The organism is Streptomyces sp. NPDC057623 (genome assembly GCF_042800355.1).
Lineage (GTDB): Bacteria > Actinomycetota > Actinomycetes > Streptomycetales > Streptomycetaceae > Streptomyces.
Genome location: NZ_JBHVGZ010000001.1, coordinates 1 through 14,476, shown reverse-complemented (window position 1 = coordinate 14,476; position 14,476 = coordinate 1). Strand labels below are relative to the sequence as shown.

Annotated in this window: 13 protein-coding genes; 3 read left to right on the top strand and 10 right to left on the bottom strand. The window is 72.0% G+C overall.

Translation table 11 applies throughout. The annotated features are described in order from the left end of the window. Positions 1-127: 127 nt before the first annotated feature. From ACFU95_RS00065 to afsQ1, 3 genes are read right to left on the bottom strand one after another with little or no spacing between them, the layout of a single operon-like run. The gene (locus tag ACFU95_RS00065) at positions 128-733 is read right to left on the bottom strand and encodes a hypothetical protein (RefSeq protein ID WP_383819477.1); all 606 of its coding nucleotides are present in this window, start codon (positions 731-733) and stop codon (positions 128-130) included. Then, entirely contained in the window at positions 733-2,304 is a 1,572-nt protein-coding gene (locus tag ACFU95_RS00060) for an ATP-binding protein (protein WP_383819475.1), read from the bottom strand. Before ACFU95_RS00060 ends, ACFU95_RS00065 begins: the two co-directional genes overlap by 1 nt. After that, positions 2,301-2,978 (bottom strand): two-component system response regulator AfsQ1, encoded by a 678-nt coding sequence (gene afsQ1 / locus ACFU95_RS00055; protein WP_190072356.1) that lies wholly within the window; start codon positions 2,976-2,978, stop codon positions 2,301-2,303. Before afsQ1 ends, ACFU95_RS00060 begins: the two co-directional genes overlap by 4 nt. Positions 2,979-3,244: 266 nt before the next feature. Between afsQ1 and ACFU95_RS00050 the strand changes: the two genes are divergently transcribed. Next, entirely contained in the window at positions 3,245-3,991 is a 747-nt protein-coding gene (locus ACFU95_RS00050) for a SigE family RNA polymerase sigma factor (RefSeq protein WP_383819473.1), read from the top strand. A 207-nt stretch (positions 3,992-4,198) separates the two neighbouring features. Here ACFU95_RS00050 and ACFU95_RS00045 read toward each other — a convergent pair whose 3' ends face one another. The 5 genes from ACFU95_RS00045 to deoC form a co-directional block, all read right to left on the bottom strand. Beyond that, complete coding sequence (locus tag ACFU95_RS00045; RefSeq protein WP_383819470.1) at positions 4,199-4,552, bottom strand: DUF6281 family protein; 354 nt, start codon at positions 4,550-4,552, stop codon at positions 4,199-4,201. 61 nt (positions 4,553-4,613) lie between these two features. Continuing rightward, positions 4,614-5,249 (bottom strand): uridine kinase, encoded by a 636-nt coding sequence (locus ACFU95_RS00040; RefSeq protein ID WP_383819468.1) that lies wholly within the window; start codon positions 5,247-5,249, stop codon positions 4,614-4,616. Positions 5,250-5,433: 184 nt separating this feature from the next. Beyond that, positions 5,434-6,345, bottom strand: a complete 912-nt coding sequence (locus tag ACFU95_RS00035; RefSeq protein WP_383819466.1) for an aldehyde dehydrogenase family protein — start codon at positions 6,343-6,345, stop codon at positions 5,434-5,436. Beyond that, positions 6,338-7,774, bottom strand: coding sequence for an aldehyde dehydrogenase family protein (locus ACFU95_RS00030; protein WP_383819464.1), 1,437 nt, complete (start codon positions 7,772-7,774; stop codon positions 6,338-6,340). Before ACFU95_RS00030 ends, ACFU95_RS00035 begins: the two co-directional genes overlap by 8 nt. Before the next feature lie 5 nt (positions 7,775-7,779). Next, entirely contained in the window at positions 7,780-8,742 is a 963-nt protein-coding gene (gene deoC, locus ACFU95_RS00025; protein ID WP_383820399.1) for a deoxyribose-phosphate aldolase, read from the bottom strand. Positions 8,743-8,855: 113 nt separating this feature from the next. Between deoC and ACFU95_RS00020 the strand changes: the two genes are divergently transcribed. Both ACFU95_RS00020 and ACFU95_RS00015 read left to right on the top strand, forming a co-directional pair. Beyond that, on the top strand, positions 8,856-9,551 hold the full coding sequence (locus tag ACFU95_RS00020) for a PH domain-containing protein (protein WP_383819463.1): 696 nt from the start codon (positions 8,856-8,858) through the stop codon (positions 9,549-9,551). A gap of 63 nt (positions 9,552-9,614) precedes the next feature. Next, entirely contained in the window at positions 9,615-11,300 is a 1,686-nt protein-coding gene (locus ACFU95_RS00015) for a hypothetical protein (protein WP_383819460.1), read from the top strand. Between the two features lie 9 nt (positions 11,301-11,309). On the opposite strand, the gene ACFU95_RS00010 is transcribed toward ACFU95_RS00015, so the two are convergent. After that, positions 11,310-12,518 (bottom strand): hypothetical protein, encoded by a 1,209-nt coding sequence (locus tag ACFU95_RS00010; RefSeq protein WP_383819457.1) that lies wholly within the window; start codon positions 12,516-12,518, stop codon positions 11,310-11,312. Between the two features lie 169 nt (positions 12,519-12,687). Continuing rightward, positions 12,688-14,319, bottom strand: a complete 1,632-nt coding sequence (locus ACFU95_RS00005) for a phospho-sugar mutase (RefSeq protein WP_383820396.1) — start codon at positions 14,317-14,319, stop codon at positions 12,688-12,690. Positions 14,320-14,476: the final 157 nt, after the last annotated feature.

Here is a 14,476-nt window from a genome sequence, read left to right as displayed (position 1 = left end):
CCCCGACGCTGCCCCTCGCCGCCGTCGGCGGCTGCGGGGCCGTGGGGGTATGCGCCGTTCCCCGGTGCTGCCTCTCGTCGCCGTGGGCGGCTGCGGGGTTGTGTGTGGGGGGCGCTCGGGTGTTGGGTCAGGTGTCCGATACGTCCGTGGACGGGGGCTCGTTGCTGCCTGGTCTGGTGCGGACCTCGTCCGTGCACTCGTAGCGGCGTGGTGGGTCGTTGGCCGGGCCGCCCAGGATGACCGAGCCGTCGCCCTCCGCGGCTGTCGAGTCGGAGAAGGTGCAGACGATCTGGGCCAGTGCGTACGACGTGAGGTCGTTGGGCGGGGTGCTCAGGCGCAGGGTCTCGTCGGGGTCGTTGCGGCGTGGGCCGGTCACGCCCGTGGCGCCGCGGACGTCCGTGGTGTAGCCGGCCTCTTTCTCGGCCGTCGACGGGGTCGCCTCCAACTCGTCGAGCAGGCCCTGGGCCACGAGGACGCGGCGGGCCGAGTCCGCCGTGCCGTCGGGGACGCGTACGGTGCGGTCGACCGCCACGAGTTGGGAGCCGCACAGGAGGAACACCTGGACCGGCAGGCCGCGCGTGGCCTGCGTCGATACGTCGGGTTCGGAGAGTGAGCAGTGCACACGCGAGGGGGCGGGGCCGAAGTTGGTCGGCACCTCGGTGGATCGGATGCCGCACCCGGTGAGGAGCGCGGCGCCCGTGGCGGAGAGCGCCAGCAGGCCACGTACGTTCATCAGGCGTCCCCCTTCTTCGGACCGCCGGCGCCCTGGCCGTTGGTCTGTTCCGCCAGCTCAGAGGCGTCCTGGGGCAGGCGCAGGGTGAACACCGCGCCTCCCTCGGGGGAGTTGGCGGCGGTGATCTCGCCGCCGTGGATGTGGGCGTTCTCCAGGGCGATGGACAGGCCCAGGCCGCTGCCCTCGGAGCGGGGGCGGGAGGCGCTGGCCTTGTAGAAGCGGTCGAAGACGTGGGGGAGGACGTCCTCGGGGATGCCGGGGCCGTGGTCCCGGACCTGGATGGTCACCGAGTCGTCCGCCTGGCGGACCGAGACGCGGACCGGGGAGCCGCCGTGCTTGAGCGCGTTGCCGATGAGGTTGGCCAGGATGACGTCCAGGCGGCGGGGGTCCAGGCGGGCCATGATCCCGCGCGCGGCGTCGAGATCCACCGCGTCCAGCCAGGCCCGGGCGTCGATGCAGGCCGTGATCTGGTCGGCGACGTCGACGTGGTCGAGGACGAGGCGGGCGGTGCCCGCGTCGAAGCGGGTGACCTCCATCAGGTTCTCGACCAGGTCGTTGAGGCGGCGGGTCTCGCTGACGACGAGGCGTACGGCGGGTTCGATCATGGGATCCATGGATCCGGTGTCCGCCTCCAGCTCCTCCTCCAGGACATCGGTGACGGCGGTGATCGCGGTGAGGGGGGTGCGCAGTTCGTGGGACATGTCGGCCACGAAGCGCCGGGACGACTCGTCCCGGGAGGCCATGTCGGCGACGCGTTTCTCCAGCGCTTCGGCGGCCTTGTTGAAGGTGCGCGAGAGGTCGGCCAGTTCGTCCGTGCCGGAGACTCTCAGACGGGTGTCCAGCTTGCCCTCGCCCAGGCGGTGGGCGGCGACCCCGAGGCGCTGTACCGGCTTCAGTACGGTCGTGGCGGCTGCCTGCGCCAGCAGCGCGGAGCCGATCAGCGCGAGGCCCGTGGCGATGCCGAGGGACCAGGCGAGGGAGTTGAGGTCCTTGGCCTCCTGCTCCAGGGACTTCATCATGTAGCCGGTCGGTCCGCCGCCGATCACCTTCGTACCGGCGATCAGGTACGGGGTGTCGTCCTCCACCGTCCGCTGCCAGTACAGGTGGTACTCGGCCTTGTTGGAGGAGTCGACCTCCTGTTTCTCGTTCACGGCGGTGCGCAGGGACTTGGGCACGTCGGCGAGGGTGAAGCCGTCCAGGCCGCCGGAACTGCCGTAGGCGGGCCTGCCGTCGGCATCCTGGGCGACCAGCAGCACGCTGAAGCGCTGGCTGCTGTTGGCCATCTGGCCGGCGGTGTGCTGCAGCTCGTCCTGGGTCGGTTCCGTGGGCAGCAGGCCCGCGCGGTTCTGCATCTCCTGCTCGAAGTCACGCAGCACCGCGTCCTGGGTGCGGGTGAGGACCGCCTCGCGGTTGAGCCAGTAGGCGATCCCGGACGCGGACACGGCGGCGGTGAGCGCCACCAGGCCGAAGACGACCACCAGGCGCAGTCGCAGACTGGTGAAGCGCAGCCGTGACCACACTCCCTTACGAGCCGCGACCCAGCCGCGGAAACCCCCCTGCGCCTTTGTCACTGAGGCGCGTCCAGGCGGTAGCCGACACCACGGACGGTACGGATGAGGGTGGGGGACGACGGGACGTCCTCGACCTTGGCGCGCAGGCGCTGGACGCAGGCGTCGACCAGGCGTGAGTCGCCGAGGTAGTCGTGCTCCCAGACGAGGCGCAGGAGTTGCTGGCGGGACAGGGCCTGGCCCGGCCGGCGGCTCAGTTCCAGCAGCAGGCGCAGCTCGGTCGGGGTGAGCTGGAGGTCCTCGCCGTTCTTCGTCACGGTCATCGCGGCCCGGTCGATGACGAGACTCCCGTAGGTCGCCGCGTCGTTCGACTCGCGCTCCCCGCGCCGCAGCACGGCCCGGATGCGGGCGTCGAGGACCCGCCCCTGCACGGGTTTGACGATGTAGTCGTCCGCGCCGGACTCCAGTCCGACCACGATGTCGATGTCGTCGTTGCGCGCGGTCAGCAGGATGATCGGCAGCTGGTCGGTGCGCCGGATACGGCGGCACACCTCGAATCCGTCGATGCCGGGCAGCATCACGTCCAGCACGATCAGGTCCGGCCGCTGTTCACGCAGCAGTTTCAGGCCGTCCTCGCCGGTGGCAGCGGTGGCCACGCGGTGACCCTGGCGCGTCAGTGAGAGCTCCAGGGCCGTGCGGATGGCGTCGTCGTCCTCGATCAGCAACAGGGAAGGCACGGGGCACATTCTGGCCCATGCGGGGGTGGTCTTTCGACACCTGTACGAGCTGTACGGATACGCGCACGTAGCGCTCATGACTGTGTGCGGGCTGTCGTGCGCCTGGGGGCGGCCTGGGACACAGGCCCCTGTGACAGGTCTGTGACAGTCGGCGGACACGTCCATGAAGGTGCCCGGGCAAGCTTTTCGGCACAGGCAAGACAGCAAGTCGCACCACAGCAAGACGCACGAGCAGAACACCGGAAGTCCACGACGGGGGGCGCGAGATGAACACGCTGCAGGGCACCAGCAACAGCGCAGTGATCACGCGTCTGCACGACGTGCACGGGGGCCGGGGTTCGGAGAAGTCCGGCGCCGTGAGCGGGCGGGGGTGCGCTCGCGGCGCCGGGCGTCAGCACACCGCGTTCATGACGGTGGTTGACGGTTTCACGGGGGAACCGCACGGGGGAGCCGCGTACAGGGAGGACTCGGGGGAGCGGCGTCGCTCGCTGTCGGAGGCGGAGTTCACCGCCTACGTCCAGGAGCGCCGCGCCTCCCTGTACGCAACCGCCTACCACCTGACCGGTGACCGTTTCGAGGCCGAGGACCTGCTCCAGAGCGCGCTGTTCTCGACGTACCGGGCCTGGGACCGGATCAGTGACAAGGCCGCCGTGGGTGGCTATCTGCGGCGGACCATGACGAACCTGCACATCAGCGCGTGGCGCCGCCGCAAGCTGAACGAGTACCCGACCGAGGAGCTGCCGGAGACGCCCGGCGACACGGACGCGATGCGCGGCACCGAGCTGCGTGCCGTCCTGTGGCAGGCGCTGGCCCGGCTGCCCGAACTCCAGCGCACGATGCTGGTCCTGCGCTACTACGAGGGCCGCACCGATCCGGAGATCGCGGAGATCCTCGACATCAGTGTCGGCACGGTGAAGTCCAGCATCTGGCGGTCGCTCCGCCGGCTGCGCGAGGACGAGGTCCTCAGCTTCGGCCGTGACGAGGAGGACGCCTTCGGGGAGCTCGTCGCCTGAAGGTCCGGGGGGACCGCATCCGGGGGGATGCAACGGGGGAGCGGTAAGAAGTGGGGGGACCCACGGGGGCCGGGGGGCCCACGGGGGACCAACGGGGGAAACGGGGGGTGCTCCACCACGGGGGAAGCGGTGGAGCACACAACGACAGCGGGGCTGGAGGGCCGGGGGGTCCGTCCAGTCCCGCTTCGCTGTGTGCCCGCGGATGTGTCAGCGGACCTTCATGAGGGTCGCTTCGGCGGGCGTGTCGCCCACGGCGATGGCGCGCGCCGGGTCCATCCCCTCGACGGCGTACGCGGTGATCCCGCGCTCGGGAACGGCGTCCCCCGGGTCGTTCGGCGTGTCGTCGCACCGCGGGATCGTGGCGGTACCCAGCTTCTCGCCGACGGTGAACTCGACGTTCGCGACGTCCAGGTAGGTGCGGCCGTCGTAGGTGACCAGGTACGCACACGATGCCTCGGCCGTGCCGCCCGTATCGGCCGGCCCCGCACAGCCGACGGCCACCGCCGCAGGCAGCAGGGCCGTCACGAGCAGCCGTCGGCCGTCCTGGAGAGCGTTCGTCATTGGCTTCCTTCCCGCGGGGACCGTTCATCCGGTCCTACGACGGGGCAGGCGCCCGCTTCGTTCAGCCGGCCGGTGTCGCCGCCGGACGGCGGCCCGCTGCGGCCGCGGTGAGGCGGCCGAGGGCCTCGTCGCGGTCGCAGGCATGGGCGCCCAGGGACGTCTGGTGGGCGATGATCGACTGCTCCAGGCGCATCAGGCGCCAGCCGCGGCGCAGCAGGAAGGGCACCGACTTCCGCCCCTCCTTCAGGTCGCGCAGGAAGCGGCGGCGGAACGTCGTCACCGGGCCGCGGCTCAGGCAGAGCGCGTCGGCCAGCACGCCGAGCTCCCGGCAGCGCGTGACTATCTCGGCCGCGAAGATGCCCTCCGCGATGAAGAGAGGGGTGCGGCCGATGTCGACGGTCTCCTCGCCGGTGCGGGCGCTGAGGGAGATGTCGTACAGCGGCACGTTCGTACGGCCCGTGCGGCACAGCCGCGCGATGGCGGCGACGGCCGTGTCGGCGTCCCACGAGTCGGGGTGGTCCCAGTCGATGTCGGCGCTCCCGGGGACCTGCGGCAGGGTCGGGTCGTCAGCCTCTTTGTAGAAGTCGTCGAGCCGCAGGACCGGAAGACCGGAACGGGCGGCCAGCAGGGACTTGCCGGAGCCGGAAGGGCCGCAGAGCAGCACGACTCGCGTCGGTATGGGCGGATGGGAACTCACGGGACACCAGTCTGAGGCATGGTCCGGGCCGGGAACGACCCGGTGGACCGCGAATGAAGCGCGCGTCACATTCCGGCGTCGATGGTCGAACGGCGGCACCGGACCCGGCAGGGGCGGCAGAAGAAGAGGGCCGTGTCTCCTCCGGACGGAGAGGAGGCACGGCCCTCTGGTCTGTGGGGCGGTGTCAGTACGACGAGCCCGACGCGCCCAGCGAACCCGTCGGGTGCCACACTGTCTTGGTCTCCAGGAACGCCGTCATGCGGTCGATGCCGGGAGCCGCCGAGTAATCCACAGGCTGTGGACGAAGGACGCGCTTGAGGTTGTCCGCCGCGGCGATCTCCAGCTCCTTCGCCAGGACCTCGTCGGCGCCGGCCAGGTCGATCGCGTTGACGTCCTGGTGCGCGGCCAGCGGGGTCGCGATCTCCGCCGTACGGCCGGACAGGACGTTGACCACGCCGCCCGGGAGGTCGGAGGTGGCCAGGACCTCGCCGAGGGAGAGGGCCGGGAGCGGGGACTTCTCCGACGCCACCACGATCGCCGTGTTGCCCGTCGCGATCACCGGGGCCAGTACCGAGACCAGGCCCAGGAAGGACGACTCCTGCGGGGCCAGGACCGCCACCACGCCCGTCGGCTCGGGGGAGGAGAGGTTGAAGTACGGGCCCGCGACCGGGTTTCCGCCGCCGACCACCTGGGCGATCTTGTCGGTCCAGCCCGCGTACCAGACCCAGCGGTCGATCGTGGCGTCGACGACCGAGCCCGCCTTCGACTTCGACAGGCCCTCCGAGTCCGCCACCTCACGGACGTACTGCTCGCGCCGGCCCTCCAGCATCTCGGCGACGCGGTAGAGGATCTGGCCGCGGTTGTAGGCCGTCGCGCCGGACCACCCGCCGAACGCCTTGCGCGCCGCCACGACCGCGTCCCGGGCGTCCTTGCGGGACGACAGGGGTACGTTCGCCAGCCAGTCGCCCTTCGAGTCGGTCACCTCGTACACCCGGCCGCTCTCGGAACGCGGGAACTTCCCGCCGACGTACAGCTTGTAGGTCTTGAAGACGGAGAGCCGCTCGGCGCGCTCGGTCTTGTCGTTCTTCTCAGACATCGAGATAAGCCTCCAGGCCGTGGCGACCGCCCTCGCGGCCGAAGCCCGACTCCTTGTAGCCGCCGAACGGCGAGGTCGGGTCGAACTTGTTGAACGTGTTGGACCAGACGACACCCGCGCGCAGCTTGTTCGCCACGGCGAGGATCCGCGAGCCCTTCTCCGTCCAGATGCCCGCCGACAGGCCGTACGCGGTGTTGTTGGCCTTGGCGACGGCCTCGTCCGGGGTGCGGAAGGTGAGGACCGACAGGACCGGGCCGAAGATCTCGTCGCGGGCGACGGTGTGCGCCTGGGTGACGTTCGTGAAGAGCGTCGGGGCGAACCAGTAGCCGGCGGCCGGGATCTCGCAGGCCGGGGACCAGCGCTCGGCACCCTCCGCCTCGCCCTGCTCGACGAGCGAGGTGATGCGGGTGAGCTGATCCTCGGAGTTGATCGCCCCGATGTCCGTGTTCTTGTCCAGCGGGTCGCCGAGGCGGAGGGTCGACAGGCGGCGCTTGAGCGACTCCAGCAGCTCTTCCTGGATCGACTCCTGGACCAGGAGGCGGCTGCCCGCGCAGCAGACCTGGCCCTGGTTGAAGAAGATCCCGTTGACGATCCCCTCCACCGCCTGGTCGATCGGGGCGTCGTCGAAGACGATGTTGGCGCCCTTGCCGCCGAGTTCGAGCGTGACCTTCTTGCGGGTGCCCGCGACGGTCCGGGCGATCTCCTTGCCGACGGCCGTGGAGCCGGTGAAGGCGACCTTGTTCACGTCGGGGTGCGCGACGAGGGCGGCGCCCGCGTCGCCGTATCCGGGAAGGATGTTGACGACGCCCTTGGGCAGGCCCGCCTGGCGGCAGATGTCCGCGAAGAACAGGGCCGAGAGGGGGGTCGTCTCCGCCGGCTTGAGCACGACCGTGTTGCCGGTCGCGAGTGCCGGGGCGATCTTCCAGGCCAGCATCAGCAGCGGGAAGTTCCAGGGGATGACCTGGCCCGCGACGCCCAGTGGCCGGGGGCCGGCACCGAAGCCGGCGTGCTCCAGCTTGTCGGCCCAGCCCGCGTAGTAGAAGAAGTGCGCGGCGACCAGGGGGAGGTCGGCGTCGCGGGTCTCCTTGATCGGCTTGCCGTTGTCCAGGGTTTCGAGGACGGCGAGCTCACGGGCCCGCTCCTGGATGATCCGGGCGATGCGGAACAGGTACTTCGCGCGCTCGGAGCCGGGCAGCGCCGACCACTTCCCGAATGCCTTGCGGGCGGCCTTCACCGCGCGGTCCACGTCCGCCTCGCCGGCCTGGGCGATCTCCGCGAGGACCTCCTCGCTGGACGGGGAGACGGTCTTGAAGACCTTGCCGTCCGCCGCCTGAACGAACTCGCCGTCGATGAACAGGCCGTACGAGGGCGCGATGTCGACGATCGAGCGGGACTCGGGGGCCGGTGCGTATGCGAATGCCGATGCCATGGTGATCAGTCCACCGTCACGTAGTCGGGGCCGGAGTAGCGGCCGGTGGCCAGCTTCTGACGCTGCATCAGCAGATCGTTCAGGAGCGAGGAGGCGCCGAAGCGGAACCAGTGGTTGTCCAGCCAGTCCTCGCCCGCGGTCTCGTTGACCAGTACGAGGAACTTGATGGCGTCCTTGGTGGTCCGGATCCCGCCGGCCGGCTTCACGCCGACCTGGATTCCGGTCTGGGTGCGGAAGTCGCGTACCGCTTCCAGCATAAGGAGGGTGTTCGCGGGGGTGGCGTTCACGGCGACCTTGCCGGTGGACGTCTTGATGAAGTCGGCGCCCGCCAGCATGCCGAGCCAGCTCGCCCGCCGGATGTTGTCGTACGTCGACAGCTCGCCGGTCTCGAAGATGACCTTGAGGCGGGCGCTCGTCCCGCAGGCGTCCTTCACGGCGACGATCTCGTCGTACACCTTCATGTAGTCGCCCGCGAGGAACGCTCCGCGGTCGATGACCATGTCGATCTCGTCGGCGCCCGCCGCCACGGCCTCGCGCACGTCGGCCAGCTTGACGGTGAGCGGGGCGCGGCCCGCCGGGAAGGCGGTGGCGACCGAGGCGACCTTCACGGTCGACCCGGCGACGGCCTCCTTGGCGGTGGCCACCATGTCGGGATACACGCAGACGGCCGCGGTCGCCGGGGCCGTCCGGTCGGTGGGGTCGGGACGGACCGCCTTGGCGCCGAGCGCCCGGACCTTGCCCGGGGTGTCCGCGCCTTCCAGCGTCGTCAGGTCGACCATCGAGATGGCGAGGTCGATGGCGTACGCCTTGGCGGTCGTCTTGATGGAACGGGTACCGAGGGACGCGGCACGCCCCTCCAGGCCGACCGCGTCGACACCGGGCAGCCCGTGGAGGAAGCGGCGCAGCGTGCTGTCGGACGCGGCGACGTCCGTGAGGGCGTGTGCTGCGGCAGATGCATTGGTGGGCATGGTCACCAGACGAGCATATCTACGCGCGTAGCGGCTGTACAGGCCCGGATGCTCATCTTGTGCGGGGGTGGTGCGTATGAGCGCCGTCCGGGGCGTCGGGCACAATCGGGGCCATGACGACGCCGGAGCACCAGCCGCCCACCCCTGACCCCGTGTCGAAGGACCGGGTCTACCGCTCGCCCATGGGCATCGGCGGCGGCGTCGCGCTGCTCGCCATCACGCTCTGGCTGGGCGTCGACGCCCTGGTGCGGGGCGAGAGCCGAACGCAGTGGCTGGCGCTCGCGGCGCTGATCCTGATCGTGCCGCTGGCGGCCGCGTTCACGCTGCGACCCGCCGTGTACGCCAACGAGGACCGGCTCCGCATCCGCAACCCGCTCCGCGTCATCGTGCTCCCCTGGGGGCAGATCGCCGCGCTGCGCTCCGGCTATTCGAACGAGGTCGTCGCGAAGTCCGGCACCAGGTTCCAGCTCTGGGCGGTCCCCGTCTCGCTGCGGGCCCGCAAGAAGGCGGCCCGGCGCACGGCCCGGGCGGCGTCGGAGCGGAGCGCCGCCGCGCGGGGTGAGCGCAGTGGTCGCGGCGGACTGGGGGCCGGGGGGCTCGGGTTCGGGGCGCCGCGCGGGGAGGCCGACGTGGACGGCCCGATGCGGGCCGAGACCGACAAGGTCATGGACGACCTGCGGGGACTGCTGGAGCACCGGGAGAAGGCGGAGTCCGCGCAGGGCGAGGTGACCGTGCGGTGGGCCTATGAGGTGATGGGGCCCGCGGTCGCGGGGGCCGTGTTGCTGGTGATCCTGCTGATGGTGTCCTAGGCGGCTTGAGCGCCCCGAGAGCCGAGAGCCCGAGAGCCCGAGAGACCTGAGCGACCTGAAGCGATGAGTACGAACCCACGGATGCCGCTGCCGCTGCCCGCCTCCGCGATACCCGAGGGCTGTCTTCCCTGGGACGCTGAGGAGACCCGACGCTGGATCGACGCCCTGCCTCCGCGCGGGATCCCGGTGCGGCTGCGCGCCGTGTCCGTCGTCATGGCCGTCGTCCCGGCGGCCGCCGCGCTGGCCGGTGGCCTGGCGCTGTACGGGGGGCTGCGCGGGTGGGCCGCCGCGTGCCTCGCCCTTCAGGTCGTGTGGGCGGTGGTGCGGCCCGAGATCGTACGGGTGTCGGCGCCCGCCCTCCTCGGTGTGGTGCTGCTCCTCTGGTCCACGCTGCCTTGGGTCCTTGGCCTGACCGTCGTGCTCTCCCTCGCGCTGCTCTGGGTGGCCGCCATGGTGCGCCTTGTCGCACGGGGCCGCCAGCGGGCGGCGGCCCTGGCGGCGGCAGGAGAGGGGACCGGCACCCTGCCGGATGGCGGCGCGCCGCTCGACCGGGGGCGGTTCCTCGCCTGGATCGGGGGCGTCGCGCTCGTGACCGGCGCCGTCCTGGCCGCCACTTCCGGGGACTGGGAGCTCGCCGAGGACCGGCAGACCGCCCCCGCCATCGGCTGGTTCGTGGTCGGGCTCGGCGTCACCGTGCTGCTGTCCGCCGCGCTCGGCCGGTGGCGTGCCGCCGCGCTGCGCCGACGCCCCGTACCCGTACTGCGGGTGCTGGTGCGGGAGAACGCGGACGTGGACGCCGAGGTGTACGCCGCCGACGACCTGGCGGCGGTGCGGCCGCTGTTCACCGTCGCCACGTCCGAGCTCGACGAGGACGAGGACGGGTCCGGGGACGACGGGAAGGACGAAGAGGACGGCGACGACGACGGGGACGAAGGCGACGACGAGGAGTTCCAGCAGCTCCTCGACCGCCTCGACGCCGGTCAGCCCGGGCCCCTGCGCGAAGCCGTCCTGTACGGGCTGCCCTACGACGGCGCCGAGGTGCTGCTCGTCAGTGCCGGTGAGGAGCCCGGCGAGGAGCCGGTCGTGGAGCGGTCCGCCGGGCCAGTCCGGCCGTTCTCCGAGGGCGCCGTGCGGCGTCGGCTTGCCGCTGAGAAGCGTGCGGCGGCGGACCAGGAGCGACGGCGGGCCGTCGCCGAGGACTTCGCCGGGCGGCTGAGCGGGCAGGGGGCCGTGGACGTGCGGCGGTGGCGGGCCGGGTGGCCCGACTGGCTCACGGTGGCGCTGGGAGCGGTGTGGACGTACGTCCTCTTCGTGGACCAGAGCGGGCTGTGGCGCTATGTCCCCGGCGCACTCCTGGGGATCGCCGTCGCCCTGCTGGTACCGCGTCAGCTGGCCTGGCGGGTCACCGCCGACCGCGACGGACTGTGGTTCAACGGGCTGCGCGGAACCCGGCACATCGCATGGGACGCCGTACGGATCGTCGAGTCCAAGGGCGCCGAGCTGAAGATAGACAGTCGCCGGACCGCGTTCGGGGCGTGGACCGTGGACACGCTCCGCTGGCGTCGGCTGGAGCGGACGGCGGGCCTGGTCCACCCCTACGACCGGACCGCCGCCGAGATCACGGCGATGTGGCAGGACCCCGCCGCACGCCCGGTCGGCGTGAGCGACGAGCGGCAGCGCGGACGCCCGCTGTGGCCGCTCGCGGTGCTCGTCGCGCTGGGGTGGACGGCCGCGCTGCTGTGGGTGTGACCCGGAACCTCAGGGCGCGCCCGGATGCACCAGCGCCATGTAGGCGCCGCAGTACGCCGAGCCGGTGACCGCCGCCGCGAGGGCCAGCGCGCGGTGGCGGCGGGTGGCGCGGGACAGGCGCAGGGCGAGGGGGAGCAGGAGCGGGAAGGCGGGGAGCAGGAAGCGGGCGCGCGGGAAGTAGACCCCGCCGCTGCCCAGGACGATCGCCAGCAGTACGGCCGTGAAGACCAGCAGCGGCACCGGCTGCCGGTCCCGCACCGCCAGCCCGAACAGCACCACCGAGCCGATCAGCGTGAGCGTCACCATCACCAGGAACAGCTCGGGCCGCGGGTCGTACACCAGGAGCCGCCGCATCTGGCGCAGGGTTTCGAGGCCGCCGTCCAGTTCGTTGTGCCACAGCCGCTGTACGGCGAAGTAGCCGTCCCAGCGGCCCACGCGCAGGCCCACCCAGCCGACGTATCCGCACCAGCCGAGCGGCGCGAGCACGGCGGCCGCGAGGGGGCGCGGGCCGAAGCGGCGGCGCAGCGCGAGCAGGGCCGCGACCGTGACCGCCGCCGCCACCGCGACGCCCGTCGGGCGGGTCAGGCCCGCGAGCGCGGCCAGCCAGGCCGCGGTGAGGAGCCGGCCGGTGAGTACGGCGTACAAAGACCAGGCGGCGAGCGCCGTGAACAGGGACTCGGTGTAGCCCATCCACTGCACCAGGCCGACCGGCAGCGCGGCCCACAGGACCGTGAGGAGGACGCCGGCCCGTCGTCCGTGCAGCCGCTCCCCGACCGCGAAGACGCCCCACGCGGCGACGAGGGAGGCGAGCACGGCGAGGGCGAGGCCGGTACTGGCGCGGGTGCCCGGGGTGACGGCCGCGACCGCCTTGACCAAGGCCGGGTAGAGCGGGAAGAAGGCCAGGTTGTTGGCGTTGTCCGCGGTGCCTAGTTCGTGCGCGTAACCGTGGTCGGCGATACCGAGGTACCAGTCGGCGTCCCACTGCGTCGCGAGGATCGGCCAGACGCCGTGCTGCCCGCGGTGCGCCCAGACGGTGAGGAGCAGCAGGCCCGTGCCGCGTACGGCGAGATAGGCGAGGAGGGCGGGGGCCGCGTGGCGCAGGGCGTGCAGGGGTGCGGAGAGGGCGTGCGGGGGCGGTGGAGGGCGCGAACCGGGGCGGGCGTGGTTTCCGGGGGCGGTGATCGCCCGGGGGGTCTGCCGGGATGCGGTCGTGGACACGGCGCGGCTCCAGGCGGTTTCGGCGGTGCGCTTGCCCGTCCACCGTTGCCCGGGTGAGGGGGCGGGGCGTGGAGGGTGGGTCAACCGCCCGGAGAAGAACGCCCGAAAGGGTGCCCCCATCCGGAGGAGAGGCACCCTTTCAGCAGACGACCGGTCAGTCCCGTACGGCTCAGATGCCGGCCGCCGCCGACAGGTCCCGCTTGATCGTCGCGAGCAGGCCGGCGGCCTCGGCGTGCGCGGCCGGGAGGTCGGCGTGTGCCGCGACCGGGACGACGACCTCCAGGTAGCACTTCAGCTTGGGCTCGGTGCCGCTGGGGCGGACGATGACGCGGGCGCCCTCCAGGGTGTAGCGCAGGCCGTCGGTGGGCGGGAGGGTGTCGGTGCCCCGGGTGAGGTCCTCGGCACGGGTGATGGCCAGACCGGCCAGCTCGGTCGGCGGCTGCTCACGCAGTCGGCGCATGGCGTTCGCGATGACCGACAGGTCCTGGACGCGGACCGAGAGCTGGTCCGTGGCGTGCAGGCCGTGCTCCACGGCGAGGTCGTCGAGGAGGTCGAGGAGGGTGCGGCCCTCGGCCTTGAGGACGGAGGCCAGCTCGGTGATCAGCAGAGCGGCCGTGATGCCGTCCTTGTCGCGTACGCCCTCGGGGTCGACGCAGTAGCCGAGGGCCTCCTCGTAGCCGTAGCGCAGGCCGTCCACGCGGGCGATCCACTTGAAGCCGGTGAGGGTCTCCTCGTACGGCAGCCCCGCCTTCTCGGCGATACGGCCGAGGAGGGAGGAGGAGACGATCGACTCGGCGAAGGTGCCCTGTGCGCCGCGGCTGACGAGGTGCGCGGCGAGCAGGGCGCCCACCTCGTCACCGCGCAGCATCCGCCACTCCTCGCCGTCCTTGACGGCCGCGGCGCAGCGGTCGGCGTCGGGGTCGTTGGCGATGATCAGGTCGGGGTCGGTCTCGCGGGCCTTGGCGAAGGCCAGGTCCATCGCGCCGGGCTCTTCCGGGTTGGGGAAGGCGACGGTCGGGAAGTCCGGGTCCGGCTCGCCCTGCTCGGCGACCAGGGCGGGCGCGGGGAAGCCGGCGCGGGCGAAGGCGGCGAGGAGGACGTCCTTGCCGACGCCGTGCATCGCCGTGTAGACGGTGCGGGCGGTGCGCGGGGATCCGGCGGACAGGACCGCGTCCGTGCGGGCGAGATAGGCGTCCAGGACGCTGTCGTCGAGGGTTTCCCAGCCTTCGGTGGGGCGGGGGACGGCGGTGAGGGACGGTACGGCGGCGATCTCGTCCGCGATGTCGACGTCCGCGGGCGGGACGATCTGGGAGCCGTCGCCGAGGTAGACCTTGTAGCCGTTGTCGCGGGGCGGGTTGTGACTGGCGGTGACCTCCACGCCGGCGACCGCGCCGAGGTGCCTTGTCGCGAACGCGAGGACGGGGGTGGGGAGAGGGCGGGGGAGTACGGCGGCACGGAGGCCGGCGCCGGTCATCACGGAGGCCGTGTCGCGGGCGAAGTCCTCCGACTTGTGCCGGGCGTCGTAGCCGATGACGACGAGGCCACCGTCCTGGCCCTGCTTCTTGAGGTACGCGGCGAGGCCGGCGGCGGCGCGGATGACGACGGTGCGGTTCATGCGCTGGGGGCCTGCGCCGAGTTCTCCGCGCAGGCCCGCGGTGCCGAACTGGAGGGTGCCGCTGAAGCGCGCGGTGAGCTCCTCGATGTCCGCGGCGTCGATGAGCTTGGCGAGCTCGTCGCGGGTCTCCGGGTCCGGGTCCTCGGCGAGCCATGCCTGGGCCCGGGCGATGAGATCGTCGTGCACGTCGGTCAACCTCTCGTTCGTGTCGTTCGGAGCGGGGTGCCTGGAAGGAGTTCTTCGCCCCCGCCGCCCCTACCCGTCCCGTCCCTGGGGGCTGCGCCCCCAGACCCCCGCTGTCGGCCCTGCGGGCCTCGTCCTCAAACGCCGGACGGGCTGAAGT